Origin of the sequence: Leisingera sp. JC1, from assembly GCF_001679925.1 — a bacterium.
Taxonomy (GTDB): Bacteria; Pseudomonadota; Alphaproteobacteria; order Rhodobacterales; family Rhodobacteraceae; genus Leisingera.
This window is the reverse complement of the sequence record NZ_LYUZ01000102.1, coordinates 1-23,080: the sequence shown is the minus strand read 5'-3', so window position 1 is coordinate 23,080 and position 23,080 is coordinate 1. Positions and strand designations below refer to the sequence as shown.

The following is a 23,080-nucleotide window of genomic DNA, read 5'->3' as shown; positions in this document are numbered from 1 at the left end:
TCCCTCAGGCGCCGGTGAAGGCGTCCCACTCCTCTGCGCTCATTTCCACAAACTCCAGATCGGCCTCATCGCCCGGTTCCGAGAGCGGCTGATCCGGCCAGATCATGCCATATGCACGGCGGAACAGCGCCTCCAGCTCCTGGTCGGAAAACGGGTACTGCTGCCCTGCAAACTGGCCGATGCGCCCGTCCGGGCTGGCGATCAGCGCATCAAGCGCCAGGCGCAGCCAATCGAGGTTGCCCTCCTTGTGGGCGCGCTTTTGCATGGCGCGGATGTCGGCATCGAATTGCGCCAGATCGGCCATAGGATCAGGCGCGTTCACTGCCCGGCCCATGGTCAAGAGGCGCGTATAGCCTTCGATCAGTTCCTTGCGGATTTTCATGGGATCATGTTCCCCGGATTGCCATTGGTGTAGGTCTTGGTTTCATTGTCCCAGCCATCAGCGACCGGGTATTGCTGCATCATCACCCAGCGGCCCTTGATTTTGGCCGGCGGGGCTCCGTGGCGGGTGATGTATTTCGCCACATAGTCGGCGTTATCCTGTGCCTTTTCCTCCGGATGATCCGTTCCCGGATCGGGATGGTCCGTGGTTTCGGCAGGCAGCAGTTCCGGCTCCCAGATGAAGTTCACATATGCGCGGGTCAGCCCCTCGATCTCCTCGAAGGTTTCATAGGTCTTGTCGGGGATCGGCTCGCCGCTGTCATCAAGGCGCACATGCTTCTTGTGGCCGATGTAGGCCTTATCGATCGGGCGGCCGTGCTCGACGGTGAAATCGGCGTTCTCATCGGGGTCGGTCAGCGGGTCGCCGGTGAAAGTCATTTCCGTCACCGTGATGTCAATGCCGTCAGCCAGCGCCGCCTGGGCGGCCAGTTCACGCCCTGCAAGCCAGTCCTGCGGGCTGTGGAACTTGGACGAGGCGCCGGTATAGGAGCGCTCATCGTCCGAATGCGCATTGGGCGGCTTGCCGGTCTTGAGGCGGGTGATCAGATCCTCGTTGGTAACGTCCGGGCCGTGGCGGTCCAGCGAGTGGCCCGCGTTGCTGCCCGCGCCATCCGCGGCCTCGCAGTCCAGCGCCACACTTGCACAAAGCGCACCGAGATCTGTGCGGATGCTGTCAAAATCTGTCTTGGCCTTATCAAAATCCGGCTTCTTGGCCTCCCCTTCTGCGGCGGCGATACGGACCTCGAAGGGGTCCAGCTTATCCGCGTCCGTGCCCGCGCGCTGCAGCGCCTTCAGGATGCCCTGAACCTGATAGCGGGCCGTGGCCATCGGCTTGGCCTGCTTCAGCAGCGTCAGGTGCGCATCGAGCAGCAGGAAGGCGTCGCCGTATTCGCCGTCATCATCGGCCCGGTCTGTGGCGGTTTTCAGCGAGGCATCCAGCGCAGATTCCGCCTCCGCCAGCTTGAGGTACTTCTTGGTCCGGGTGTGTTCCTTTTGGACCTTGGCGAGCTTGGCGCGGTAATCGGACATCGCCAGCACCAGATCCAGATAGTCGGTGCCGTCCAGCACACCCTGCAGGTCCGCCGTGGCCTTGGCCGGATCGCCGCCGCGGGCGGTGAGTTCCGCCGCCTGAATCGCGTCATCCAGCGTGCTGCGCAATTCCGCCGGATCGCCGGGCAGAGCGGCCAGAAGATCCAGAGCCGTCTGGCGCAGCGCCAGGTAATCCGGCATCGCCTGCAACAGCGCCAGCGCCCCCGGTGCGGCGGCAACCGCTGCCGGGTAATTCGCCCCGGCGAGCGCATCGGTCACCGGCTTGCGGAAGTCATACCCCTCAGCCGCCGGATGCTTGCGCAGGATCGCGTCCATCTCGCGGCGGCTGTCGGTGATGGCTTCCAGCTTGAACAGCTGATCAAGCTTGGCGTGATACTGCGGCGCACCGGTGTCCATATCGAAATTACCGGCCTCGGCCAGCACCCTGTGCGCGTCCCAGGTGGCGTTGAGATCGCTCAGCTCCGGCTCCTTCAGCACCTGTTTCAGCGCGTCATAGCGTTTCTGCAGCGCCTTGAGGATCTGGGTGGAATAGCTCTGCCCCATGATCGCGGGATGCGCCCTGACCCAGGACTTCAGATCCTTGAGCGCCTTCTTGGGGTCATTGTCGCCGGCGGCGGCCTGTTTGGCCTGGGCAGCCAGCACGGCCTTGCGGAACTCTGCATCCGTCATCATCGACATGTCGAAGCCGCGCAGGAACTTGGCCAAGGCCGCGCGCTCCCTGGCGCCATAGGCGATGAGGGTGTTCAGCTTGGCCTCTGCCTCCGGGTATTTGCTGTCGGTATAGGCCAGCTTCTTGGCGTCCTTCAGGTGATCGCGGAAATCCCTGGCATCACGCAGCTGGCTGCTGAGGATGTTCTGGCAGCGCTTGTGGTGATTGGCCTCGTAATTACACAGAAGGGCATCGAAACTGACCGCGGCGGCCAGGTGGTCCTCGGTATCAAGGTTGCTTTTCCAGACCTCCAGCGCCGCCTTGGCACCATCGAAATCCCCCGTCTTCGAGAGCGCGGCCGCCGCCGCCATCTGTGCCGCGCGCGCCGTGGAGGCGGCTTCCTTGGCCGGATCCCCCATCGGCCTAATCAGCAGGAGCGTGGCACGGGTCCAGTTGTCGAAGAAAACGCCATAGGCTTTGGCGCCATCCGCCTTGGCGGAGATGTCCTTGGCCTGCGCCTCCACCGCTTCGAATTGAGTGCCGGAGACGGCGGCAGCCATGGCCGTTTGCGCGGTTTTGATCAGGGTTTCGAGATAGGTGAAGGCACCCTGGTCCAGGCCGTCGCGCTCCTTGGCGAATTTTTCCTCTGCCGCAGCGAGCGCGGCCTGCGCCTTCCCGCGGGCGGCGGCAATTGCCAGCTGAGCAGTGATCTGGTCTTTCAGCTCCTGAATGCCGCTGTCGATCTGATCGAAGGCCTCCGCCGCGTCCGCGCTGAAGATTTGCTTTTTTAGCGCCTTGCGCCCGCCTGCCAGGCTGCGCCGGGCGCCGGAGCTGAGCGCAGCGGGCACGGTGATCTTGTCCAGCTCTTCCAGCGCCGCGGCGCGCCGCTCCTCCAGCGCTTCCCCGCCGGCGTCCGGCATGTCCGGCATCTCCCAGGCCTTAACGGTATAGAAGCGTTCGGCCCAGAGCCGGATGGCAGGGTTGTTGGCAAGCGGATCGGGGGCATTGGCCATGGATCACCTCGGCAGCAAATAGGACGGGACTGAAAAACAAGAAAAAATGCAGCTCTGCCCCCAGCATAGGCGGCGCATTGTTTTGCAGGCAAGAGTCTTCTGACGCGGCGTCACCCCTGTGCGCCGCCGCACATGCGGCAGATGGACAACCCCGGCCGACTCCTCTAACCGGATGGTATGTCCACATATGATACCCGGGCCCCTGGCCAGCGGACGCCTCCGCGCATCTTCACCCTGATCCTGCTGGCAGGCCTGTCGGCGCTTGGCATGAACCTGCATCTGCCCTCACTGGCAGGAATGGCGGAGTATTATGCGGTCGACTACCGGGTGATGCAGCTATCGGTGGCGCTGTATCTGGCGGGCAATGCGGTGGTGCAGATCTTTGTCGGGCCGATTTCCGACCAGATGGGAAGGCGGCCGGTCATTCTGATCAGCATCGCGCTGTTTCTGGTGGCCACATTGGGCTGCATCTTTGCGCCGACAGCCGAACTGTTCCTGCTGTTCCGGGTGGCCCAGACGGTGGTGGCGGCAACCATGGTTCTGAGCCGCGCCGCGGTGCGCGACATGTATGACACCAACGAGGCCGCCAGCATGATCGGCTATGTCACCATGGGCATGGCGGTGGTGCCGATGATCGGCCCCGCAATCGGCGGCTTCCTGGACCAGTGGATGGGCTGGACCGCCAACTTCTGGCTGCTGTTCCTGGTGGGCGCGGCGACGCTGCTGATCACCTTCAGCGATTTCGGTGAGACCGCGCATAAAAGCGGCAAGACGCTGGTGGCGCAGTTCCGCGAGTACCCGGAGCTGCTGCAGTCGCCGCGGTTCTGGGGCTACTCCCTGTCCTCCGGTTTGGCGTCGGGCGCGTTCTTTGCCTATCTGGGCGGTGCGCCCTTTGTCGGCACTGAGGTTTATGGACTGAGCACGGCAGAACTGGGCGTCTTTTTCTCCGCCCCCGCGGTTGGCTATTTTGCCGGCAACTTCATCTCCGGCCGGTTCTCCACCCGGCTGGGCGTCAACCGCATGGTGCTGTGGGGCTGCGTGATCAATGGCGGCGGGGTGCTGGCGTCCTTGCTGATTGCGATGGCGGGCGCAGATACTGTGTGGACGTTTTTTGGCCTGATGTGCTTTGTCGGCCTGGGCAACGGCATGGCAATCCCCAACGCCACCGCCGGCGCGATTTCGGTGCGGCCGCATCTGGCGGGCACTGCCTCCGGTCTCAGCGGTGCAATCATGATCGGCGCGGGCGCCGCGCTCAGCGCCTTTGCGGGGATGCTGCTGGTGCCCGGGTCTACCGCAGTGCCGCTGCTGGTAATCATGTTTGCCACCGCCATAATGGGCCTGGTTGCGATCCTGCTGGTGGTATGGCGGGAGCGGCAGATCGGCGCATAAGGCATCCGGCGGGCTTGCGGGCGTGAATTTGCAATTATACCATTCGCAAGAATTGAATTTGCAAAGGCGCGCCTCATGGCAACCCAGAAACTATATGCAGGCGCCAAGCTGCGCGAGATGCGGCAGCGGCTGGAGCTGACGCAGAAGGATTTTGCCGCCAAGCTGGGGGTATCCCTGCCCTATCTGAACCAGATGGAAAACAACAACCGCCCGGTGTCGACCACGGTGGTTCTGGCGCTGGCGCAGGAATTCGGCATGGATGTGACCGAATTGTCGGCTGGGGACAGTGAGCGGTTGGTCAGCGACATGCGCGAGGCGATGGCGGACCCGGTGTTTGCCGATGACGCGCCGCCGCTGGCGGATCTGCGGCTGACGGCATCGAATGCGCCTGCGCTGGCGCGGGCCTTTCTGGCGCTGCACCGGGCCTACCGGCAGACTCATGAACGGCTTGCCTCGCTGGATGAGGCGCTGGGGCGGGAGGATGCGCGCATTCAGGCAAGCCCATGGGAGGAGGTGCGCGATTTCTTCCACTACTGCGACAACTACATCGACGCGGTTGATCACGCGGCGGAACGCTTTGCCTCCACCAGCGACATCCGCGCGGCCGCCATTGCCGAGCTGGAGCGTGGCGGCATCAAAGTGCGCCAGACCGAGATGGAGGGCTTGCGCCATTACGATGCAGAGGCGCAGGTGCTGCATCTGTCGAACCGCTCCGCGCCGCAGACGCAGCTGTTCCAGATGCTGCTGCAGGTGGCGCTCCTGCGGCAGAACACGCTGCTGGAAGCGACGCTGGATTTTGCAAAGTTCCAGAGCGAGGAGGCCCGCTCCATCGCCAAGATCGGCCTCGCGAACTACTTCGCGGGTGCGGCGCTGATGCCTTATGGGCGGTTTCTGGAGGCGGCGCAGGCCTGCCGCCATGACCTGGAGCTGCTGGCAATCCGCTTTGGCGCCTCGATCGAGCAGATCGCGCACCGGCTGTCGACCATGCAGCGGCCCGGTGCCAAGGGGGTGCCGTTCTTTTTCGTGCGGGTGGATCAGGCCGGCACCATCACCAAACGGCATTCAGCCACGCGGTTGCAGTTTGCCCGCTTCGGCGGCGCTTGCCCCCTGTGGAATGTGCACCGGGCGTTTGAAACGCCGGGCCGGTTCCTGCGCCAGCTGGCGGAGACGCCGGACGGGGTGCGCTATATCTCCTTGGCGCGGGATGTGTCCAAGCCCGGCGGGTCGTTCGGCGCGCCAGTGCGGCGCTATGCGATCGCATTGGGGTGCGAGGTGCGCCACGCGGATGCGCTGGTCTATGCAGACGGGATGGACGTGAGCCAGGACAGCGCCTATGAGCCGATTGGCATTTCCTGCCGCATCTGCGAGCGCAAGGACTGCCATCAGCGCTCTGTCCCGCCGCTGGAACGGCGGCTGACGATCAACACCGATCAGCGCGGCGTTCTGCCATACGAGGTAAGCTGAGGCCACCGCTGGCGGCGGTAATGTTCTTGCAGGAAAATTGCCAAGGATATTCGGCTATCCTTGGCAGCGGACGCGGCAATATCAGGCGCGCAGACGGTCCAGCAGGCGGGACATCAACGCGCGGTCCTTCGCGGCCGTCGCTGGCGGCGGCTGATTGGGCTGGACTGCTTCGGCTGGCTGCCATTGCTGCACCCGGCCGGGCGCGGGCTCCTGCGCCTGGACCGGAGCGTCTGAGGACGCTCTGACCACGTTGCGGACCGCTGCCAGCATGTCCGCCTCAGAGGTTTCGTCGGGCACGCCTTCGATCTCTTGCCAGCGCCCCGGCTGATAGATCTCTCCCATCGGTTTACTCCTTCACACAACTGCGCAGCTGGCGCTTTGAGACCGTATTTCCTGCTGCAGGCATGATATAAGGCGGCCGGTCACAATTTTGACGAATTTGCCTTAAATTCATCTAAATTACCCGATTCCGGGAGGGGAACACTTAACACTTGCGCGGGCAGCGCAGCACTGTTTCCGATTCAGGGTCAATCCAGCTACCGCGAATCCTTCTGCAATCACGGCGCGGGCCAACGCCCTACTCCAGCCCTTCCCAGAAGTGTTTGCGGTATTCCGCCTCGGTGATCACCCCTCCTGCCTTCCGCGCGGCCTCGCGGTCCTTGGGCGGCAGCTGTTCCTGCAGGTAATCCACCCGCTTCCATTCCGGCACCGGCGTTTCGGCACCGTCAGCGGGCACATATTCAGAGCGGCCGGTGCGCTGGTAGCTGTGAATGTACCGCGGGCAGTTGGTGAAGATGGCCTCAAGCTCCACCTGGACCAGCATCAGGGCCTCCGGGACGTCTGCCAGCTGCGCCTCGTCTGTCACAAGGCTGGCGGTGCCCTGCAGCCGCAGGCGGCGGGGCTGTGTGAAATCAATGAACAGCAGGCCAACCTTGCTGGTGCCGGCGATATTGCCCGCCGACAGGAACATGCCGTTGCCGTCATAGACCGGAAAGCGGAGGGTGCGTTCGCCGGGCATTTGCACGAAACCCGGGAAGCCGCCCTTGTAGGACACCGTCGGATAGCCGCGGTGATCCACGGTGGAGAGGAAAAAGAAATCGCTGGCGGCAATGAATTTCCGGTCCATCGGAGCCAGCGCCTGCCGCAGGACGTTGCCGTGCAGAGCGTCTGCCAGCCCGCGGGTGCCGAAGGCATCCTGCAGCTGGCGCTGCTCTGCGGAATAGAACTCAGCCATTGAGAGTGCCTCCTCATTTTTTCGGAGGAAGCATAGCACAAGGCCGACGGGCAGGTCCGGGATGCAAAAAGGGGCGCTGCAGACGCCCCTTCCTTCCGCAAATGTTCAGACGGCTCACGCCTTGGACAGGATGCCCCAGATCTCGTCTTTCAGCGCGGCGCGCTGTTTGCGCATTTCGGTTTCCGCCTGTGCGCTGACGGGTTCCACGTTGGTTTCCGCCCGATGCACGGCGCGGTTCACCTCGTGGTATTCGTCGGACAGCTTGGCGAAATGCGCATCCGACTGTTTCAGCTGGCTCATCAGGGCCGCTTTTTCCGGGAATTCTTCGGCCAGTTCATGGGGAGTGTTGGACACCTGCTCGCTCCTTCTTCCTAGGGTCGCCTGCAGGTTATTGCCTCCCCTGGCCCGCCACTTTGACGCGGATCAAAAGATGCGGGAAAGACGCTGATTTTCAGGAAAAAAGTAAGCCGCCCGCACAAAGGGGAGGTGGCGGGCGGCTTGCTGGCAGTGCAACAGGATCAGCGTTGCGCTTCGCGCCAGTTCGGGTTGAACCACGGCTCTGCGTTCGAGGACGGCAGGCGGCGGCCCAGGATGTGGTCGGAGGCCTTCTCGCCGGTCATGATCGAGGGACCGTTGAGGTTGCCGTTGGTGATCCGCGGGAAGATCGAGCTGTCGGCAACGCGCAAACCTTCAACGCCGATGACACGGCATTCCGGGTCGACCACCGACATCGGATCATCCGCCGCGCCCATCTTGCAGGTGCCGCAGGGGTGGTAGGCGCTTTCCACATGCTCGCGCAGGAAGCCGTCGATTTCGTCGTCGGTCTGCAGGTCTGCGCCAGGCTGGATCTCGTGCTTGAGGAACGGTTTCATCGCATCCTGAGCAAAAATCTCCCGCGTCAGGCGCACGCATTTGCGGAAGTCAATCCAGTCCTGCTCGGTCGACATGTAGTTGAACAGGATCTTCGGCGCGTCCTTGGGATCGTTCGACGCCAGCGTGACCTCGCCGCGCGAGGGCGAGCGCATCGGGCCGACGTGGGCCTGGAATCCGTGTCCTTCTGCCGCGGCCTGGCCATCGTAGCGGACCGCGATGGGCAGGAAGTGGTACTGGATGTCCGGGTAATCCACGCCCTTGTCAGAGCGGATGAAGGCGGCGCTCTCGAACTGGTTGGAGGCGCCCAGGCCGGTCTTGGTGAACATCCATTGGGCCCCGACCAGGCCCTTGCCCAGCAGGTTCCAGTACTTGAACAGAGTAATCGGCTGCTTGCAGGCAAACTGGAAGTAGAATTCCAGGTGGTCCTGCAGGTTCTGACCGACGCCGGGGCGGTCAACGACCACGTCGATGCCGTGCTCGGCCAAGTGCTTGGCCGGGCCGATGCCGGACAGCATCAGCATCTTGGGGGAGTTCAGCGAGGACGCGGCCAGGATCACTTCGGCATTTGCGCGGATCACCTCGACCTTGCCGCCGCGTTCGATCTCGACGCCGACAGCGCGGCCGTCCTCGATCACCACCTTGCGGGCGAAGGCGCGGATCAGGTCGCAGTTTTCACGTTTCAGGGCGGGCTTCAGATAGGCGTTGGCGGCAGACCAGCGGCGGCCCTTGTAGACTGTCATCTCCATCGGGCCGAAGCCTTCCTGCTGCTCGCCGTTGTAGTCGGAGGTGACCGGGTAGCCCGCCTGCTCGCCCGCCTTGACGAAGGCGTCATGCAGCGGGTTGTCGCGGGGGCCGCGGGTCACATGCAGCGGGCCGTCCTTGCCGCGCCAGTCCGGGTCGCCGCCGTGGCCGCGGTCGTTCCAGGTTTCCATACGTTTGAAGTACGGAAGCACGTCGGCGTAGGACCAGCCTGCGGCACCCGACTCGGCCCAGTGGTTGTAGTCGCCCGCGTGGCCGCGCACATAGACCATGCCATTGATCGAGGAGGAGCCGCCGATCACCTTGCCGCGCGGGCAAACCAGCTCGCGCCCGCCCAGGTGCGGTTCGGGCTGGGATTTATAGCCCCAGTCATAAAGTGGCATGTTCATCGGGTAGCTGAGCGCACCCGGCATCTGGATAAACGGCCCGGCATCGGTGCCGCCGTGTTCGATCACCAGGACCTTCTTGCCGGCCTCGCTGAGCCGGTAGGCCATGGCACAGCCCGCAGAGCCGGCCCCGACGATCACATAATCCGCGTTCATTTCCACTCTCCATCCGGCAGCCGGAAGTTCAGGTCTGCTGCCGCTATCGTTTGATTGGGCGGGCGCGCGGGGCGCCCTGCCCGGCCGTTGCTTTCAGACAGCGCCGATCAGAACGCCGCTTCGACGTCACCCATGCGGACGTAGACCGATTTCACCTGGCTGAAGTGCTTGATTGCCTCCTTGGAGTTCTCGCGGCCCACTCCAGACGCCTTAACGCCGCCAAACGGCGCCTCAACCGGGGCGTCGTTGTAGGAGTTGATGAAGCAGCTGCCGGCCTCCAGCTGGCCGATCACCCGGTGGGCGCGGCTGAAGTCGTTGGTGAAGACGCCGGCGGACAGGCCGAACTCGGTGTCATTGGCGCGGGCGACCACCTCTTCCTCGGTTTCGAAGTCGAGAACGGACATGACCGGGCCGAAGATTTCCTCACGGGCGATGGTCATGTCGTCGGTGACGTCGGCAAAGACGGTGGGCTGGATGTAGTAGCCCGGCATGTCGGCACGCGCGCCGCCGCAGACAACGCGGGCGCCTTCTTCTTTGCCCTTTTCGATGTAGCCCAGCACAATGTTCATCTGGTTCACGGTGACCATCGGGCCAAAGCTGGTGGCCTCATCCATCGGGTCGCCCAGGATGGCGTTGCCGGTGCGCTCCGCGAGGCGGGCCAGGAATTTCTCCTTGATGCCTTTCTGCACGAACACGCGGGTGCCGTTTGAACACACCTGGCCGGAGGAGTAGAAGTTGCCATTGATGGCACCGCCGACGGCGTTGTCGATGTCGGCGTCATCAAAGATGATCAGCGGCGACTTGCCGCCCAGCTCCATGGTGACGTGCTTCATGCCTGCCGCGGCGGCGGCATAGACCTTCTTGCCGGTCGGCACCGAGCCGGTCAGAGAGACCTTGTCCACGCGCGGGTCGGTGACCAGCGCGCCGCCGACCTCACCCATGCCCTGGATGACGTTGTAGATGCCTGCGGGTGCACCGGCCTCGAGCAGGATCTCAGCCACCTTCAAGGCGCAAAGCGGCGTGGTCTCGGAGGGTTTGAACACCATCGAGTTGCCGCAGGCCAGCGCGGGCGCGCCTTTCCAGCAGGCGATCTGGGTCGGGTAGTTCCAGGCGCCGATGCCGACGCAAAGGCCCAGCGCCTCGCGCACGGTGTAGACCCAGTCCTCGCCCATCGGAATATGCTCACCGGTCAGGGAGCCCGCAAGGCCGCCGAAGTATTCCAGCGCGTCGGCGCCGGAGGTGGCGTCAGCCACCAGGGTTTCCTGCAGCGGCTTGCCGGTGTCGTAGGTTTCCAGAACGCTGAGTTCGTGGTTGCGCTCGCGCATGATGTCGGCGGCGCGGCGCAGGATGCGGCCGCGCTCGGTGCCGGTCATCTTGGCCCAGGCCTTTTGCGCTTCCTTGGCGGTGGAGAGCGCCTGTTCGACGATCGCCGGGGTTGCTGCGTAGACAGTGGCAATCTGCTCACCCGTCGCGGCATAGATCACCGGGATCGGGGTGCCTGCAGTGTCTTCGACGTATTCGCCGTTGATGAAGTGGCTGGCCTTGGGCTGTGCGGGGTGTGTCATGATACTCTTGTCCGATCTGTTCAAGGGTTTCAGTGCTGCCGGGGCAGCAATTTCGGGGTCTTCGTGCGGCTGGCAGATGGTGCTGCCAGCGGGTTCAGTTGCGGGCCGGTCTGCCGGTTGGCAGGAGCGTCCGGGAAAAGCGGCCTTCCGAAGCCTGAGGCTGAAGCCGCTTGTCGCAGACCTCCGCGGCGGCGGCGGTGTGCAAAGGCGCCTGACAGGCCCGAAAGCGCTGCCAGGCAGTTGGAGGCTGGTTCCCTCATTCGGGGAAACTTGGGAACCAGCCGGGAGACCGCCCTTAGTGGGCTGTCTTGATCTTTTCGAAGTCGAGCGTGTTTTCCTCCGGCGAGGCGTCGATGCTCATCACTTCACTGCGCTTGAAGGCCACGATGTAGGCCAGGCAGGCCACGTAGATGGCGATCACGATGGTGCCTATCCACTGGATCTGCAGCCACTGGCTCTGGAAGGCCAGGGTCAGGCCGAAGAGCACAACCGCGTTGCCGAGCACGTAGGGAATGGTGCCAAAACGCTTGGCCGTCAGGTTCAGGTTGTCGGTGTAGAGGCGGATCAGCGAGTCAAAGGAGTTGACCACGAAGATGATGCCCACCGCGACCATGGAGACGTTGATCAGCAGCGTCGTTTCGATGCTGTTCAGGTGGTAATAGTACAGCACCGAGAACCACACACCCAGCGGGATCGACGGGAAGATCAGCAGCGCTGCCAGAACCTGCCAGGTGCGCAGGCCGCCGACAAAGCGCGAGGTGAACTGGCCGATCATGATCGACCATGCGAACCACCAGAACAGGTAGAACTCATGATAGTCGGTCAGCGGCAGCACGAACTTGTGGATGTTGGCGAAATAGCCGCCGATGTTCGACGCGGTATCCGCAAAGGCGCCCAGGCCCATGCCTGCATAGGCCCACATGCCCAGGATCAGCGCCAGGAACAGCGCGGTGGAGCCAACCGACAGGATACGCACGTATTTGATGTCGGTGGAGGAGAAGGCGGCGAACAGGATCACCAGGAAGGTGATGACATAGAAGGCCGGGATCACGGTTTCGCCGTCGCCCATGAAGGTCGCGTAATACGGCAGGTAGATCAGGAACAGCGCGCCGGTGAAGGCGCAGGTGCCGATGATCACAATGTTGTTGATCCATTTCACCAGCGGGATCTCGAAGAACTTCACCCGCGGTTCGATCACGCAGAAATAGAAGGTCGTCAGGAAGTAGAAGCCCCAGATCAGGAAGCCCCAGAAGCCGAACTCCAGCGCCAGCGGGTTGGTGAAGGCATAGGCCGGTTCCGCCGCGGTGTCCGCATAAAGCGGGAAGTCCCAGGCCAGCGGGAACATGATCAGGCCCACGTCCAGGCCGGAGGTGAACAGGATTGCGATGAAGGTGAAAAGGTGAACGGGGGTCACGCCGACGTTGCGGACGTTCCACCACTTGATCACGCAGAATGCCACCAGCGCAAAGGCCAGCAGAATCCCGAACGAGATGATTGAAGTCATATGTCCCTCCCATTTCCGGGCGGTTTCCGCCCTAAGACATGGAAGGAGTACATATCACAGCCAGCTGAAGCGCCAAACAGTTTTTTGAATGACCATTCAAGTTTCGGAATCGCGCGAACAACAGTTGAAACGCCGGCCCAATTGCCGCACAACTTAATCATGAGCAGGAAACGCATCCGGGATATCCGCAACGAAGAGCTGATCGAAGCCACCATCGTTGCCGTGCACAAGCGCGGCTACGGTGTTGTAACGATGGCGGAAATCGCGCGGGAGGCCGGAGCGTCAGCGGCCTCGATCAACTACTATTTCGGCTCCAAGGAAGGGCTGATGGAAGCCACCATGCTGCATCTTCTGGGCAAGCTGCGCCGCGCGATGAGCGAGGGATATGCAACCGCGCGCACCCCGCGAGAGCGGCTCTATGCGGTGATGGACGCGAACTTTGCCGACGGTCTGTTCACTGTTCCCCAGTGCAGTATCTGGATGCAATTCTGGGCCAATGCCCCCTATTCGCCGCGCCTGAGCCGGTTGCACCGAATCAACCGGGCCCGGGTGCGCAGCCATTTCCTGGCCGAGCTGCGGGCGCTGCTGCCGGCGGACCGGGTGGAAACCGCGCGCCAGGCGCTGCAGTGCTACATGGACGGGGTCTGGCTGCAGGCAGCACAATCGGAAGAGGCGCTGGACCCGGATGAGGCGCGCGCCGCCGCGCACCGGGTGGTGGACCTCGTGATCCCCTGACCCTAGCGCACCCGCCGGTAGCCCAGCCGGATGCCGCGCGGCATGTAGATCAGCGTCATCCTGTCCCGAGCCAGCGTTTCGATCCGGTAGCAGAGGCTGCTGCCGCGCAAACTGTCCCAGGCCAGCAGGAAATCTCCGTCAACGGCATCATCGCAGCTGTCCTGCACTGAAAGAAATTCAGGTGTCATCTGGCGCCCGCCATAGCTGACCCGGCGTACGGCACCGGTAATGGTAAACCGGTCCAGCGGGCTTCGTTCCGACTGCCACCGGCCTTGCATCTGCCGCAGCAGCCCGTCAAAGCGGTCCGGCACCCGGGGCGCAACGCTGTGCAGGTCCAGTTCGCCGAAAGACCCAAAGCGGGTAATCATCTGGCCATCGATTTCCAGCGGAGCGCCGCGCAGCAGACCCAGCAAATAGGTAAAGACAGGATCGCTGACCTGCAGGCGCCCTTCGGAGCCGATCTCCATACCGTGGCCAACGAATTTGCAGGTGACAGTTTCTTCCTCGGGGTTCAGCTTGCAGCCCTGAAAGACCACTTCAGCAGAATAGTGCAGCCCGTTGCCTGTTCTGTGTGGATGATCGCGCGGGCGGGATTCTATTTTCCCGTCCCCGCCGCCCTTGGAGCGGGCGCTGAGAAAGACGGGCCGTTCCCTCTGCCCCATCTCCGCCTTGGCAAACCCGCGCAGCACCTGGTCCTTGCCTGCGCATTCACTGCTGCGGGGGATGCGGAACTGGCCCGGAGCGGTGCAGAACCACACGCCGTCATCGCGAAAACTGCGCCCGGCAGCTTCGGAACGGAAATAGAGAAATTTCCCCTCATACCCGCGCGGCGCCGGCTCGGCGCAGCCGCCCGGATGCAGGTCCTGCCAGCCTTGCGCCACCCAGCGGCCGCCGTCGCGCAGAACCACCGCCAGGTGATGCAGGGCGGGGGTATCATTGCAGATCCGCGGCCCGGCTTCGGCACCTGTCATATCAAGGAGTGCTGCCAGCAGCAGGGCAGGCAGCCAAAGGCATTTCATCATTCACGGTCCCTGCAATCATCCGTAAGCGCAGGAGGCTACCGAAGGTTTGTAACATCCATGAGACGATCAAACGCCCGCCACGTTACCGGAAGATGAAGCAGTCCGCTTTTTAATCATGGCTTCACGCCAGGAAATGAAGCTGACTGCCGCCAGGATCAGCCCGCCGCCGGATATGACCCAGATGTCAGCAGGCTCCCCAAAGGCCAAGGCGCCCAGCAGCGTTGCCCAGACCAGCTGCAGGAAGGTGACCGGCTGGGTGACCGCCACAGGTGCGGCAGCAAAGGCCAGTGTCATTGTGTAGTGGCCCGCAGTGGCAAAGCAGGCGACCCCGAACAGCATCGCAACCTCTGTCAGCGTCGGCGTGACCCAGACCGCAAGGGCAAAGGGCGCCAGCCCGATGGTGACAAAGACCGACAGCATCCCCACCACCACCGCCGGGCTGTTGCTGCCAACGGTGAATTTGGCAATCAGGTAGGAGGCGCCAAAGGACACCGCGGTGAACAGCATGGCGATATGGCCGGGCGAGACCTCGCGGAAGCCTGGGCGCAGGATGATCATCGCGCCGATCAAAGCGACAGCGATGGCGGTAATCCGGCGGAAGGCCAGCTTCTCGCCCAGGAACAGCGCTGCGCCCAGGGTGACATAGACCGGCGACAGGTAGTTCATCGCCGTGACCTCCGCGAGCGGGATCTGGGTCATGGCGTAGAACCACAGGATCACGCCCGCCGTATGCACCACGCCGCGGCCGGCAAACAACGCCCAAAGCCGCGGCGTGAGATGCGCCCTGCGCAGCGCGCCAGCCATCGGTATCAGAAACACCAGCCCCAGAAGATACCGCAGAAAGGCGCTCTCGGCGGGCGGGATGCGGGTGCCAAGCGATTTGACCAGCGCCGTTACCGCGACAAAACAAAGACCGGTCACAACCATCCAGAACACGCCCCTGAGGGGGTTCTGGGCATGCTGGACGGGGGCGGCGGATTGGCTCATAGGGTGACAGAACACCCGTTCGGGCGGCGGCGCAAGACTTCACATGTGAATTATTTCCGGCCCTCGGGCAGCGGGATGAATTCTTCGTCGTCTCCGGGAGGCAGCTGAAAGCGGCCATGCTGCCAGTCGCCAGCGGCCCAGGACACTTTGGCCGCTTCGATCCGGTCGCGGGAGGAGGCGACGAAGTTCCACCAGATGTAGCGCGGACCGTTCAGCGTCGCACCGCCCAGCGCCATCAGCCGGGCGCCTTCAGCGCCGGCGGTCACGGTGATCTCATCGCCGGGGCGGAACACCATCATGCGGCCGGCCTCAAAGGTCTCGCCCGCAATTTCCACCAAGCCTTGCGTCACATACAGGCCCCGGTCCTCGTGATCGGAGGGCAGCGGCAGCTTGGCGCCAGGATGCAGGACAATATCGGCATAAAAGGTTTCAGAATAAAGGGTTGCCGGGGCTTTCTCACCCCAGGCCGAACCGAGGATCAGGCGCACGGTCTTGCCCTCGCCCTCCAGCACCGGCAGCGCCTCCTTGCCGTGATGCTCGAAAGCGGCAGGCACGTCCTCGTGGCTTTCGGGCAGCGCAATCCAGGTCTGGATGCCGAACAGGCTGCTTGGGTTCTGGCGGGTGTCGGCAGAGGTGCGCTCGGAGTGGGTAACGCCCTGCCCGGCCACCATCCAGTTCACCTCGCCCGGGTAGATCATCTGGTGAGTGCCGAGGGAGTCCCGATGCTCGAATTCCCCCTGATAGAGGTAGGTGACGGTGCCGAGGCCGATATGCGGATGCGGGCGCACGTCGATGCCCTGGCCGGTCAGAAATTCGGCAGGCCCGGCCTGGTCGAAGAAGATGAACGGCCCGACCATCTGGCGGCGCGGTGCGGGCAGCGCGCGGCGGACCTCAAATCCGCCGATGTCGCGGGCGCGCGGAATGATCACCGTCTCGATGGCATCAAGGCTGCCCGCGTCGGGGCATTGCGGTTCCAGTGCTGGATTCCAGCTCATCCTTCCCTCCTGTCTGCTGTCATGGGGGAAAGGTAGAGCATTTCTGCGCCGGCGTTAGGGCCGCCCCCGCACAGGCGCTGTTCGTCACATCAGGAGGAGCTTGGCGGCAATTGCCCACATGGTCAGGCCAACCAGCGCATCCAGCACCTGCCAGGCGCGCGGGCGGGCAAAGACCGGGGCCAGCAGGCTGGCGCCATAGCCCAGCGAGAAAAAGAAAGTGAAGCTGGCGATGGCTGCCCCGGCGGCAAAGACCAGCGGGTCGGGGTACTGGGAGGAGATCGAGCCCAAAAGCACCACCGTGTCCAGATAGACATGCGGGTTCAGCCAGGTGAGCGCCAGAACGGTGGCCAGCACCGGCAGCAAGGCTGCGCCTGCCCCCTCCTGCGCCGCCTCCAGCGCCTCCCCGCCCTGCCAGGCGGCGCGCAGGGCGCGGGCGCCGTACCAGATCAGAAACGCCGCCCCGCCCCAGCGCATCGCCTGTTCGAACCAGGGAAGCGCCAGAGCCAAAGAGCCAAAACCGAGGACGCCTGCAGTGATCAGCACCGCGTCGGAACCCGCGCAGGTAAGGCAGATCCAGAACACATGCTGGCGCCGCAGCCCCTGGCGCAGGACAAAGGCGTTCTGGGCGCCGATCGCCATGATCAGGCTGAGGCCCAGGGCAAATCCGGCAATCAGGCTGGGGGGCATAGCAGTCTCCATCGTTGTGCTGGGGTTTGACTACCGCCCGTGCGAACATTAATCCAGTTAAAGAGATTTAAGTCAGATTGGAGTTGTTAATGCAGATGGACCCCAGCCAGCTGGCAGCACTGAGCGCTGTGCTGCGTCTCGGCACATTCGAGGCGGCGGCACATGCGTTGAACGTGACGCCCTCAGCCGTTTCACAGCGGATCAAAGCGCTGGAGGACCGCATTGGCGCGGCTTTGGTGCTGCGCGGCGCGCCCTGCACCGGCACCGCGGCGGGCCTCAGGATTGCCAAACACGCCGAGGACATCGGCCTGCTGGAGGCGCAACTGGCGCGGGAGCTTGCGCTCGAGGCGGATCACGGCCCGGTGCGGCTGCGGATTGCGGTCAACGCCGACAGCTTGGCAAGCTGGTTCATTGACGCCATGGCGGCTGTGGAGGGCGTGCTGTTCGACCTGCTGGTCGATGACCAGGACCACAGTGCCGAATGGCTGAAACGCGGTGAGGTCTCGGCAGCCGTCACCGCCAGTTCCAAGCCGGTTACCGGGTTTGACGTTCACCCGCTGGGAACGCTGCGCTATGTGGCAACCACCAGCCCGGCCTTTATGGAGCGATGGTTTCCCGACGGGGTGACGCCGGAGGCCGCCGCCCGCGCGCCCTGCCTGATCTTCAACGCCAAGGACAACCTGCAGCGGCTGTGGCTGGAGCGCAATGTCGCCCCCAGCCTGGCACCGCCTGCGCACTTCCTGCCGTCGACACAGGCGTTTATTGATGCGGCTGCTGCGGGTCTGGGCTGGGGCATGAACCCGTTGGCAATGGTTGAGCAAGACATCCGGTCCGGACGCCTGGTGCCGCTGATCCCGGACACAACGCTGCCTGTGCCGCTCACGTGGCAGGTGGCGCGGGTGATGGCCCCGGCCCTTGCCGAGGTGACCCGCGCCGTGCAGAAATCGGCAAAACAGTATTTGACGCAAAGCTAATCCGGAAAGACCGCTCATGTTTGCCAAAGACGCGCTCAGCTATGAACCGCTGCCCCTGCCCGACCGGGCGGAGTATTCCGACGCGGAGATGCAGGAAAAGGCAGGTGCCTTCCTGGCGCATATGCAGCGGCGGCACACGGTGCGGGACTTTACGGATCAGGTGGTGCCGCGGGCCGTGATCGAGGATTGCGTTCGCGCCGCAGGCACCGCGCCCTCGGGCGCCAATCACCAGCCCTGGTTCTTTGCCGCAATCTCCAACCCCGCACTGAAAGCGCAGATCCGTGCGGAGGCGGAGGAGGAAGAGCGCCGGTTCTATGCAGGCGGCGCAGGCGATGAGTGGATCAAGGCGCTGGAGCCGATCGGCACCAATGCAGACAAGCCGCATTTGACCACCGCGCCCTGGCTGATCGTCGTCTTTGCCCAGCGCTGGGGCGAGTTCGCGGACGGCACCCGGTACAAGAACTACTACGTGCCGGAAAGCGTGAACATCGCCACCGGCGTGCTGCTGACGGCGCTGCATACGGCGGGGCTGTGCACACTGACCCACACACCGAACCCGATGAAGTTCCTGAACGGCGCCCTAGGCCGCCCGGCGTCGGAAAAGCCGACGACGATCATCGCGGTTGGTCATCCGGCGGCAGATGCCAAGGTGCCTGCCGTTGCCAAGATGAAGAAGCCGCTGGAGCAGATCTGCCAGGTGTTTGAATGAAACCGCCCGTGGGATGACGGGAAGCCCGGCCTCCCTGCCCCGCAGCCTGATGCTGCAGGTGGTGCTGCCGCGAGGAGCAGTGCTGCTGGTGTGGCTGGCACTCAATCATTGGATCCGGCTGCCGGTGCCGTTGGCCTTTGTGCTGATGGCAGCGGACGGGCTGTTTCTTCTGTCACAGGCTCGGGCCTTTCTGCGCAGCGCCGATGCCCATGTGCAGAGCACCGGAGCGATGGCGCCGGTCTGGGGCGGCTACCTGCTGCTGCTGTTTGCGGGGTTTGCGGCGCTGACCCAGTGGTGGGACGCGCTGCTGATTGCCCGGGCGGTGGAGGAGCCTGCCTATGCCGAGCAGCGGCGGCTGGAGCGTGAGGCGCTTTACCGGCTCACGGTTTCCGCAGATGGCCGTACGCTGATCTTTGACGGCGAGGTCACCTTTGGCCTGACAAAACGGATGCGGCAGCTGGCGGAGGAGAACCCCGGCTTGGATCAGGTTGCGCTGGCCGGACCCGGCGGGCTGATCGCCGAGGCGCGCGGTGCCGCACGGCTGATCCGGCAAAAAGGCTGGGACACCCGCGCCGCCGGTGTGTGCGCCTCAGCCTGCACGCTGATGTTTGCAGCCGGCACCGAACGCAGCCTGGGGCCGGACGGGCAGCTCGGCTTTCACAGCTACGCGCTGCAGTTCGAAAGCGGCCTGCCGCAGATTGATTTGCAGAGGGAACAGGAGAAAGACCGGGCCTTCCTGCTGCAGCAAGGGGTCAGCGCCGAATTCACAGAACAGATTTTTGCCGTGCCCAGCGCGGAGCTGTGGCTGCCGGGCAGAGATGAGTTGCACCGCGGCGGTCTCATCCGGCCGGGCACGCGCTGATTACCGGCGCTGCGACCCAGCAAGTCAACCGCTGAGCGGCTTGGTCATCCGGTAGTTATGCAAGGTTACACCGCGGCGTTCGATTTCGCGCCGGACCTCAACGGTGAAGCCCTGGCGCAGAAAGAACCGGCAGGCGGCCTCGCTGGCTTCCACATACAAAGACTTGAGGCCGAGGCTGCGGGCTTCTGTTTCCAGCCGCTGGTACAGCGCGGCGCCGGTACCGTTGCCTGCCGCTTGCGGGCGGCAGTAGAAGCAGTCAATGTGGCCGTCCGTTTCCAGTTCGATGAAGGCCTGGGGCTGGTCCTGCCCATCCGCGGCGACAAACACCCGGCGGCCATCGGCGGCACGGCTGGCCCAAACATCTGCCGGGGCAGGCTCCGGGCTCCAGGCGCTCAGCTGTTCGAGGCTGTAGTCACGGGCACCGATTCCATGAACAGCGTCATGGAAGATTTGCGCAAGCGCTGCGGCGTCTTCGGGACGGAACTCTCTGATCTGCATTGGGCGGCCCTTGATCTTCTCTGTGCGCTTGAAAGCAAAAGGCCCGCCGGGCTGGCGGGCCTTGGAAATCGCATCAGGCGCCTGCTCAGAGCTGCGCCATGACCTCGTCGGTGGCTTCGAAATTGGTGGTGACGCGCTGAACGTCGTCGTCATCTTCCAGCGCATCGACCAGCTTCATCAGCTTCTGCATGCCTTCCAGATCCAGTTCGGTGGTGGTGCTGGGTTTCCAGACCAGCTTGGTCGACTCGGATTCGCCCAGCTCGGCCTCCAGCGCGTTGGAAACGTCATTGAGGTCAGTATCGGCGCAATAGATGATGTGGCCGTCCTCGGAGCTTTCGACATCCTCGGCGCCAGCTTCGATCGCGGCCATCATCACGGTGTCGGCGTCGCCCACGGAGGCCGGGTATGTCACTTCGCCCTTGCGGTCGAACATGAAGCCGACCGAGCCGGTTTCACCCAGGTTGCCGCCGTTCTTGGAGAAGGTGGAGCGCACGTTGGAGGCGGTGCGGTTCTTGTTATCGGTCATTGCCTCGACGATCACCGCGACGCCGTTGGGGCCATAGCCCTCATAACGGATTTCGTCATAGTTCTCGGCGTCGCCGCCGGTGGCCTTCTTGATCGCGCGTTCGATCACGTCCTTGGGGACCGATTGCGACTTGGCTTCCTTGACGGCCAGGCGCAGGCGCGGGTTCTTGTCGGGATCGGGGTCGCCCATCTTGGCGGCCACGGTGATCTCCTTGGCCAGCTTGGAAAACAGTTTCGACCGCGCCGCGTCCTGACGGCCCTTGCGGTGCTGAATGTTAGCCCATTTTGAATGGCCTGCCATGGTGCATCCTTGCTGCTGTATATCTGAATTGGCGCCCATATAGCCCTGCAAGGCGGGGGCTTTCAAGCGCCCCTGTCCCGCTTTGCCCTTGTTCCGCGGGGTTTCGGGGATAAGCTGGCGCCATGACATATGATCAAGCCGTTTTGTTTGCGCTATTTGCTGCCGTCTTTGCCCTGCTGCTGTGGGGGCGTTTCCGGTACGATCTGGTGGCCTTTGCCGCGCTGATGGCAGGCGTGGTGCTGGGAGTGGTACCCGCAAACGACGCCTTTGCCGGCTTCGGGCACCCGGCAACACTGGTGGTGGCGCTGGTGCTGATCGTCTCTGCCGGGCTCGTGCGGTCCGGCGCAGTTTTCCTGATCACCCGAACGCTGGTGGACAGTGCGCGGGGCCTGGGCGGCCACATCGCGCTGATGGGCGGGGTTGGCGCCGTGCTGTCGGCCTTCATGAACAATGTGGCGGCGCTGGCGCTGCTGATGCCGGTGGATATCCAGACCGCGCGCAAGGCAGGCCGGGCGCCGGGGCTCAGCCTGATGCCGCTGTCCTTTGCCACCATTCTTGGCGGCATGGTCACGCTGATCGGCACCCCGCCCAACATCATCATCGCCGCCATCCGCGGCGAGACGCTGGGCGAGCCGTTCAAGATGTTCGATTTCGCCCCGGTGGGCGGGGTTGCCGCACTGGCGGGGCTTGCCTTTGTGGCACTGATCGGCTGGCGGCTGATCCCGGCACGGGACAATGCGGCTGGCGCGTCCGAGGCACAGCTGGCCCCCTATATTGCCGAACTGACAGTGGGCGAAGGCTCCGAACTGATCGGCAAACGGCTAGGCACCCTTGATGAAGAGGCGGAGAAAGCTGATGTGGCCATCCTGGGCCTGATCCGCGACGGTAAGCGGCGCTACGGGAGGGCTGTGGCCGCGCTGCTGCGCGAAGGCGACACGCTGGTGATCGAGGCCGAGCCGGAAGCGCTGGACGAGTTCCGCAGCGCGCTGAAGCTGGAGTTTGCCGATGCGGCACGTCAGGAGAAGCTGACGGCAGCGGGCGAAGGGCTGGAACTGGTGGAGCTGGTGGTGCCTGAGTCCGCCCGTATCCGCGGCAGGACGGCGCAGTCCATTGGCCTCGCCTGGCGCCAGAGCGCGGTGCTGCTGGGGATTTCCCGCCAAGGCACGCGGATCACCCGCCACATCCGCCAGACAGAGGTTCAGGCCGGCGACATCCTGCTGCTGCTGTCGCCGCGCGGGCGCAGCGCCGATGTGGCGGACTGGCTGGGCTGCCTGCCGCTGGCGGAGCGTGGTTTGGCAGTCACGGCCAACGACAAGACCTGGGCCGCCATCGGCCTGTTTGCCGCCGCGGTGCTGGCGGCCTCCGTCGGGCTGTTGTACCTGCCGGTGGCGCTGGGGCTGGTGGCCATCGGCTATGTGCTGCTGAAGATCCTGCCGGTGGCGGAAATCTATGACCACGTTGAATGGCCGGTGGTGGTGCTGCTGGGCTCCATGATCCCGCTGGGGGCGGCGCTGGACACATCCGGCGGTACAGCCCTGATCGCCAACGCGCTGACAGGCCTGACCGCAGGATTGCCCGCCTGGGCAGTGCTGACGGTTCTGATGGTGGTCACCATGACGCTGTCGGATGTGCTGAACAACACCGCCACGGCAATTGTTGCGGCCCCTGTCGGCATCCAGATGGCGGAGACGCTGGGGGTCTCGCCCGACCCCTTCCTGATGGCAGTGGCGGTTGCTGCCTCAGCCGCATTCCTGACGCCGATCGGGCACAAGAACAACACGCTGGTTCTGGGGCCTGGCGGCTACCATTTCGGGGATTACTGGCGGATGGGACTGCCGCTGGAGGCGCTGGTCATCGCGGTGTCAATTCCGGCCATTCTGGTGTTCTGGCCCTTGTAAAGACCGCTTGACGGCAACCGCTCATTGCGAATGTTCCTGCTGAAGAGGCACTGCACGGGCAGCGCCGCTGGTCTGGACTTGCGACACCAGCGCAATTGCGGTGGAGCCTGCGAGAACGACAAACAAAAACACTTTTCTGAAACTCATGGTCCTGGACGGCATTGTTGCAGAAAGGCGTCTTGAGGCGTGACTTCCCCTTTCCCCTTCAGGTTCAGGCCACGCGGACGATCTCGGCGGTGCCGAGGGCATTGAAGCGGTTGATGAGTGCGACGCGGATGTGGATTTCAGCGGTTTGGCTATCTGGGTCTCTCGCGGCGATGCGCTCGCCGAAGGCCTTGAGGCAGCGCATCCTGGCTTCTGCGCGGCTGCGGGTGTGGTATCCCGTCCATCGTTTCCAGAACGCC

General features: G+C 63.9%; 21 protein-coding genes and 1 pseudogene. 7 read left to right on the top strand and 15 right to left on the bottom strand.

Annotated elements, in window-relative coordinates:
- Positions 1–4 precede the first annotated feature (4 nt).
- Together A9D60_RS15790 and A9D60_RS15785 are read right to left on the bottom strand one after the other, a co-directional pair.
- Positions 5–382, bottom strand: a complete 378-nt coding sequence (locus A9D60_RS15790; RefSeq protein WP_065268483.1) for a hypothetical protein — start codon at positions 380–382, stop codon at positions 5–7.
- The gene (locus A9D60_RS15785) at positions 379–3,153 is read right to left on the bottom strand and encodes a hypothetical protein (RefSeq protein ID WP_065268482.1); all 2,775 of its coding nucleotides are present in this window, start codon (positions 3,151–3,153) and stop codon (positions 379–381) included. The genes A9D60_RS15790 and A9D60_RS15785 overlap by 4 nt, the downstream gene beginning before the upstream one ends.
- Before the next feature lie 177 nt (positions 3,154–3,330).
- On the opposite strand from A9D60_RS15785, the gene A9D60_RS15780 reads away from it, so the two are divergent.
- Both A9D60_RS15780 and A9D60_RS15775 read left to right on the top strand, forming a co-directional pair.
- Positions 3,331–4,542: a multidrug effflux MFS transporter gene (locus A9D60_RS15780; RefSeq protein ID WP_065268481.1), complete on the top strand. Its 1,212-nt coding sequence runs from the start codon at positions 3,331–3,333 to the stop codon at positions 4,540–4,542.
- A gap of 75 nt (positions 4,543–4,617) precedes the next feature.
- Positions 4,618–6,006 (top strand): helix-turn-helix domain-containing protein, encoded by a 1,389-nt coding sequence (locus tag A9D60_RS15775; RefSeq protein WP_065268480.1) that lies wholly within the window; start codon positions 4,618–4,620, stop codon positions 6,004–6,006.
- Between the two features lie 81 nt (positions 6,007–6,087).
- On the opposite strand, the gene A9D60_RS15770 is transcribed toward A9D60_RS15775, so the two are convergent.
- The 6 genes from A9D60_RS15770 to A9D60_RS15745 form a co-directional block, all read right to left on the bottom strand.
- On the bottom strand, positions 6,088–6,348 hold the full coding sequence (locus tag A9D60_RS15770) for a hypothetical protein (protein WP_065268479.1): 261 nt from the start codon (positions 6,346–6,348) through the stop codon (positions 6,088–6,090).
- 235 nt (positions 6,349–6,583) lie between these two features.
- Positions 6,584–7,240, bottom strand: coding sequence for a pyridoxamine 5'-phosphate oxidase family protein (locus A9D60_RS15765; RefSeq protein WP_065268478.1), 657 nt, complete (start codon positions 7,238–7,240; stop codon positions 6,584–6,586).
- Between the two features lie 114 nt (positions 7,241–7,354).
- Entirely contained in the window at positions 7,355–7,594 is a 240-nt protein-coding gene (locus A9D60_RS15760; RefSeq protein WP_065268477.1) for a YdcH family protein, read from the bottom strand.
- Positions 7,595–7,758: 164 nt separating this feature from the next.
- Positions 7,759–9,414 carry a choline dehydrogenase gene (betA, locus tag A9D60_RS15755; RefSeq protein WP_065268476.1) on the bottom strand — a complete coding sequence of 552 codons (1,656 nt, stop codon included), beginning with the start codon at positions 9,412–9,414 and terminating at the stop codon, positions 7,759–7,761.
- Between the two features lie 107 nt (positions 9,415–9,521).
- Complete coding sequence (gene betB, locus A9D60_RS15750; RefSeq protein WP_065268475.1) at positions 9,522–10,979, bottom strand: betaine-aldehyde dehydrogenase; 1,458 nt, start codon at positions 10,977–10,979, stop codon at positions 9,522–9,524.
- A 295-nt stretch (positions 10,980–11,274) separates the two neighbouring features.
- On the bottom strand, positions 11,275–12,483 hold the full coding sequence (locus A9D60_RS15745; RefSeq protein ID WP_065268474.1) for a choline transporter: 1,209 nt from the start codon (positions 12,481–12,483) through the stop codon (positions 11,275–11,277).
- 159 nt (positions 12,484–12,642) lie between these two features.
- Between A9D60_RS15745 and betI the strand changes: the two genes are divergently transcribed.
- Positions 12,643–13,218 carry a choline-binding transcriptional repressor BetI gene (gene betI / locus A9D60_RS15740; protein WP_019295703.1) on the top strand — a complete coding sequence of 192 codons (576 nt, stop codon included), beginning with the start codon at positions 12,643–12,645 and terminating at the stop codon, positions 13,216–13,218.
- A 2-nt stretch (positions 13,219–13,220) separates the two neighbouring features.
- Here the strand turns inward: betI and A9D60_RS15735 are convergent, their stop codons facing one another.
- The 4 genes from A9D60_RS15735 to A9D60_RS15720 form a co-directional block, all read right to left on the bottom strand.
- Positions 13,221–14,240, bottom strand: a complete 1,020-nt coding sequence (locus tag A9D60_RS15735; protein WP_254656712.1) for a DUF1036 domain-containing protein — start codon at positions 14,238–14,240, stop codon at positions 13,221–13,223.
- Positions 14,241–14,306: 66 nt separating this feature from the next.
- Positions 14,307–15,227, bottom strand: coding sequence for a DMT family transporter (locus A9D60_RS15730; protein ID WP_065268473.1), 921 nt, complete (start codon positions 15,225–15,227; stop codon positions 14,307–14,309).
- 50 nt (positions 15,228–15,277) lie between these two features.
- The gene (locus A9D60_RS15725; protein ID WP_065268472.1) at positions 15,278–16,222 is read right to left on the bottom strand and encodes a pirin family protein; all 945 of its coding nucleotides are present in this window, start codon (positions 16,220–16,222) and stop codon (positions 15,278–15,280) included.
- 84 nt (positions 16,223–16,306) lie between these two features.
- Entirely contained in the window at positions 16,307–16,909 is a 603-nt protein-coding gene (locus tag A9D60_RS15720; protein ID WP_065268471.1) for a LysE/ArgO family amino acid transporter, read from the bottom strand.
- Positions 16,910–16,998: 89 nt separating this feature from the next.
- On the opposite strand from A9D60_RS15720, the gene A9D60_RS15715 reads away from it, so the two are divergent.
- Genes A9D60_RS15715 through A9D60_RS15705 form a run of 3 tightly spaced genes read left to right on the top strand, consistent with a single transcriptional unit; the run spans position 16,999 to position 19,454 of the window.
- Positions 16,999–17,883, top strand: a complete 885-nt coding sequence (locus A9D60_RS15715; protein ID WP_065268470.1) for a LysR family transcriptional regulator ArgP — start codon at positions 16,999–17,001, stop codon at positions 17,881–17,883.
- A gap of 16 nt (positions 17,884–17,899) precedes the next feature.
- Positions 17,900–18,592 carry a nitroreductase family protein gene (locus A9D60_RS15710; protein WP_065268469.1) on the top strand — a complete coding sequence of 231 codons (693 nt, stop codon included), beginning with the start codon at positions 17,900–17,902 and terminating at the stop codon, positions 18,590–18,592.
- 13 nt (positions 18,593–18,605) lie between these two features.
- Positions 18,606–19,454 carry a hypothetical protein gene (locus A9D60_RS15705; RefSeq protein WP_065268468.1) on the top strand — a complete coding sequence of 283 codons (849 nt, stop codon included), beginning with the start codon at positions 18,606–18,608 and terminating at the stop codon, positions 19,452–19,454.
- A 24-nt stretch (positions 19,455–19,478) separates the two neighbouring features.
- On the opposite strand, the gene A9D60_RS15700 is transcribed toward A9D60_RS15705, so the two are convergent.
- Together A9D60_RS15700 and A9D60_RS15695 are read right to left on the bottom strand one after the other, a co-directional pair.
- Complete coding sequence (locus A9D60_RS15700) at positions 19,479–19,952, bottom strand: GNAT family N-acetyltransferase (RefSeq protein ID WP_065268467.1); 474 nt, start codon at positions 19,950–19,952, stop codon at positions 19,479–19,481.
- 85 nt (positions 19,953–20,037) lie between these two features.
- The gene (locus tag A9D60_RS15695; protein WP_065268495.1) at positions 20,038–20,778 is read right to left on the bottom strand and encodes a YebC/PmpR family DNA-binding transcriptional regulator; all 741 of its coding nucleotides are present in this window, start codon (positions 20,776–20,778) and stop codon (positions 20,038–20,040) included.
- A 122-nt stretch (positions 20,779–20,900) separates the two neighbouring features.
- Here A9D60_RS15695 and A9D60_RS15690 point away from each other — a divergent pair, with 122 nt between their 5' ends.
- A complete protein-coding gene (locus A9D60_RS15690; RefSeq protein WP_065268466.1) occupies positions 20,901–22,676 on the top strand; it encodes an SLC13 family permease in 1,776 nt (591 codons plus the stop codon).
- Positions 22,677–22,887: 211 nt separating this feature from the next.
- Here the strand turns inward: A9D60_RS15690 and A9D60_RS15685 are convergent.
- A pseudogene (locus tag A9D60_RS15685) lies at positions 22,888–23,080 on the bottom strand (IS5/IS1182 family transposase); the annotation flags it as partial.

What these genes read in the sequence shown, in the direction of transcription:
- A9D60_RS15705 (WP_065268468.1), top strand. Translation starts at nt 18,606, where the DNA reads ATGACGGGAAGCCCGGCCTCCCTGCCCCGCAGCCTGATGCTGCAGGTG.
- A9D60_RS15765 (WP_065268478.1), bottom strand. Translation starts at nt 7,240, where the DNA reads ATGGCTGAGTTCTATTCCGCAGAGCAGCGCCAGCTGCAGGATGCCTTC.
- A9D60_RS15695 (WP_065268495.1), bottom strand. Translation starts at nt 20,778, where the DNA reads ATGGCAGGCCATTCAAAATGGGCTAACATTCAGCACCGCAAGGGCCGT.
- A9D60_RS15710 (WP_065268469.1), top strand. Translation starts at nt 17,900, where the DNA reads ATGTTTGCCAAAGACGCGCTCAGCTATGAACCGCTGCCCCTGCCCGAC.
- A9D60_RS15785 (WP_065268482.1), bottom strand. Translation starts at nt 3,153, where the DNA reads ATGGCCAATGCCCCCGATCCGCTTGCCAACAACCCTGCCATCCGGCTC.
- A9D60_RS15735 (WP_254656712.1), bottom strand. Translation starts at nt 14,240, where the DNA reads ATGATGAAATGCCTTTGGCTGCCTGCCCTGCTGCTGGCAGCACTCCTT.
- A9D60_RS15775 (WP_065268480.1), top strand. Translation starts at nt 4,618, where the DNA reads ATGGCAACCCAGAAACTATATGCAGGCGCCAAGCTGCGCGAGATGCGG.
- A9D60_RS15770 (WP_065268479.1), bottom strand. Translation starts at nt 6,348, where the DNA reads ATGGGAGAGATCTATCAGCCGGGGCGCTGGCAAGAGATCGAAGGCGTG.
- A9D60_RS15730 (WP_065268473.1), bottom strand. Translation starts at nt 15,227, where the DNA reads ATGAGCCAATCCGCCGCCCCCGTCCAGCATGCCCAGAACCCCCTCAGG.
- betI (WP_019295703.1), top strand. Translation starts at nt 12,643, where the DNA reads ATGAGCAGGAAACGCATCCGGGATATCCGCAACGAAGAGCTGATCGAA.
- A9D60_RS15715 (WP_065268470.1), top strand. Translation starts at nt 16,999, where the DNA reads ATGCAGATGGACCCCAGCCAGCTGGCAGCACTGAGCGCTGTGCTGCGT.
- A9D60_RS15700 (WP_065268467.1), bottom strand. Translation starts at nt 19,952, where the DNA reads ATGCAGATCAGAGAGTTCCGTCCCGAAGACGCCGCAGCGCTTGCGCAA.
- A9D60_RS15725 (WP_065268472.1), bottom strand. Translation starts at nt 16,222, where the DNA reads ATGAGCTGGAATCCAGCACTGGAACCGCAATGCCCCGACGCGGGCAGC.
- betB (WP_065268475.1), bottom strand. Translation starts at nt 10,979, where the DNA reads ATGACACACCCCGCACAGCCCAAGGCCAGCCACTTCATCAACGGCGAA.
- betA (WP_065268476.1), bottom strand. Translation starts at nt 9,414, where the DNA reads ATGAACGCGGATTATGTGATCGTCGGGGCCGGCTCTGCGGGCTGTGCC.
- A9D60_RS15780 (WP_065268481.1), top strand. Translation starts at nt 3,331, where the DNA reads ATGTCCACATATGATACCCGGGCCCCTGGCCAGCGGACGCCTCCGCGC.
- A9D60_RS15690 (WP_065268466.1), top strand. Translation starts at nt 20,901, where the DNA reads ATGACATATGATCAAGCCGTTTTGTTTGCGCTATTTGCTGCCGTCTTT.
- A9D60_RS15745 (WP_065268474.1), bottom strand. Translation starts at nt 12,483, where the DNA reads ATGACTTCAATCATCTCGTTCGGGATTCTGCTGGCCTTTGCGCTGGTG.
- A9D60_RS15720 (WP_065268471.1), bottom strand. Translation starts at nt 16,909, where the DNA reads ATGCCCCCCAGCCTGATTGCCGGATTTGCCCTGGGCCTCAGCCTGATC.
- A9D60_RS15790 (WP_065268483.1), bottom strand. Translation starts at nt 382, where the DNA reads ATGAAAATCCGCAAGGAACTGATCGAAGGCTATACGCGCCTCTTGACC.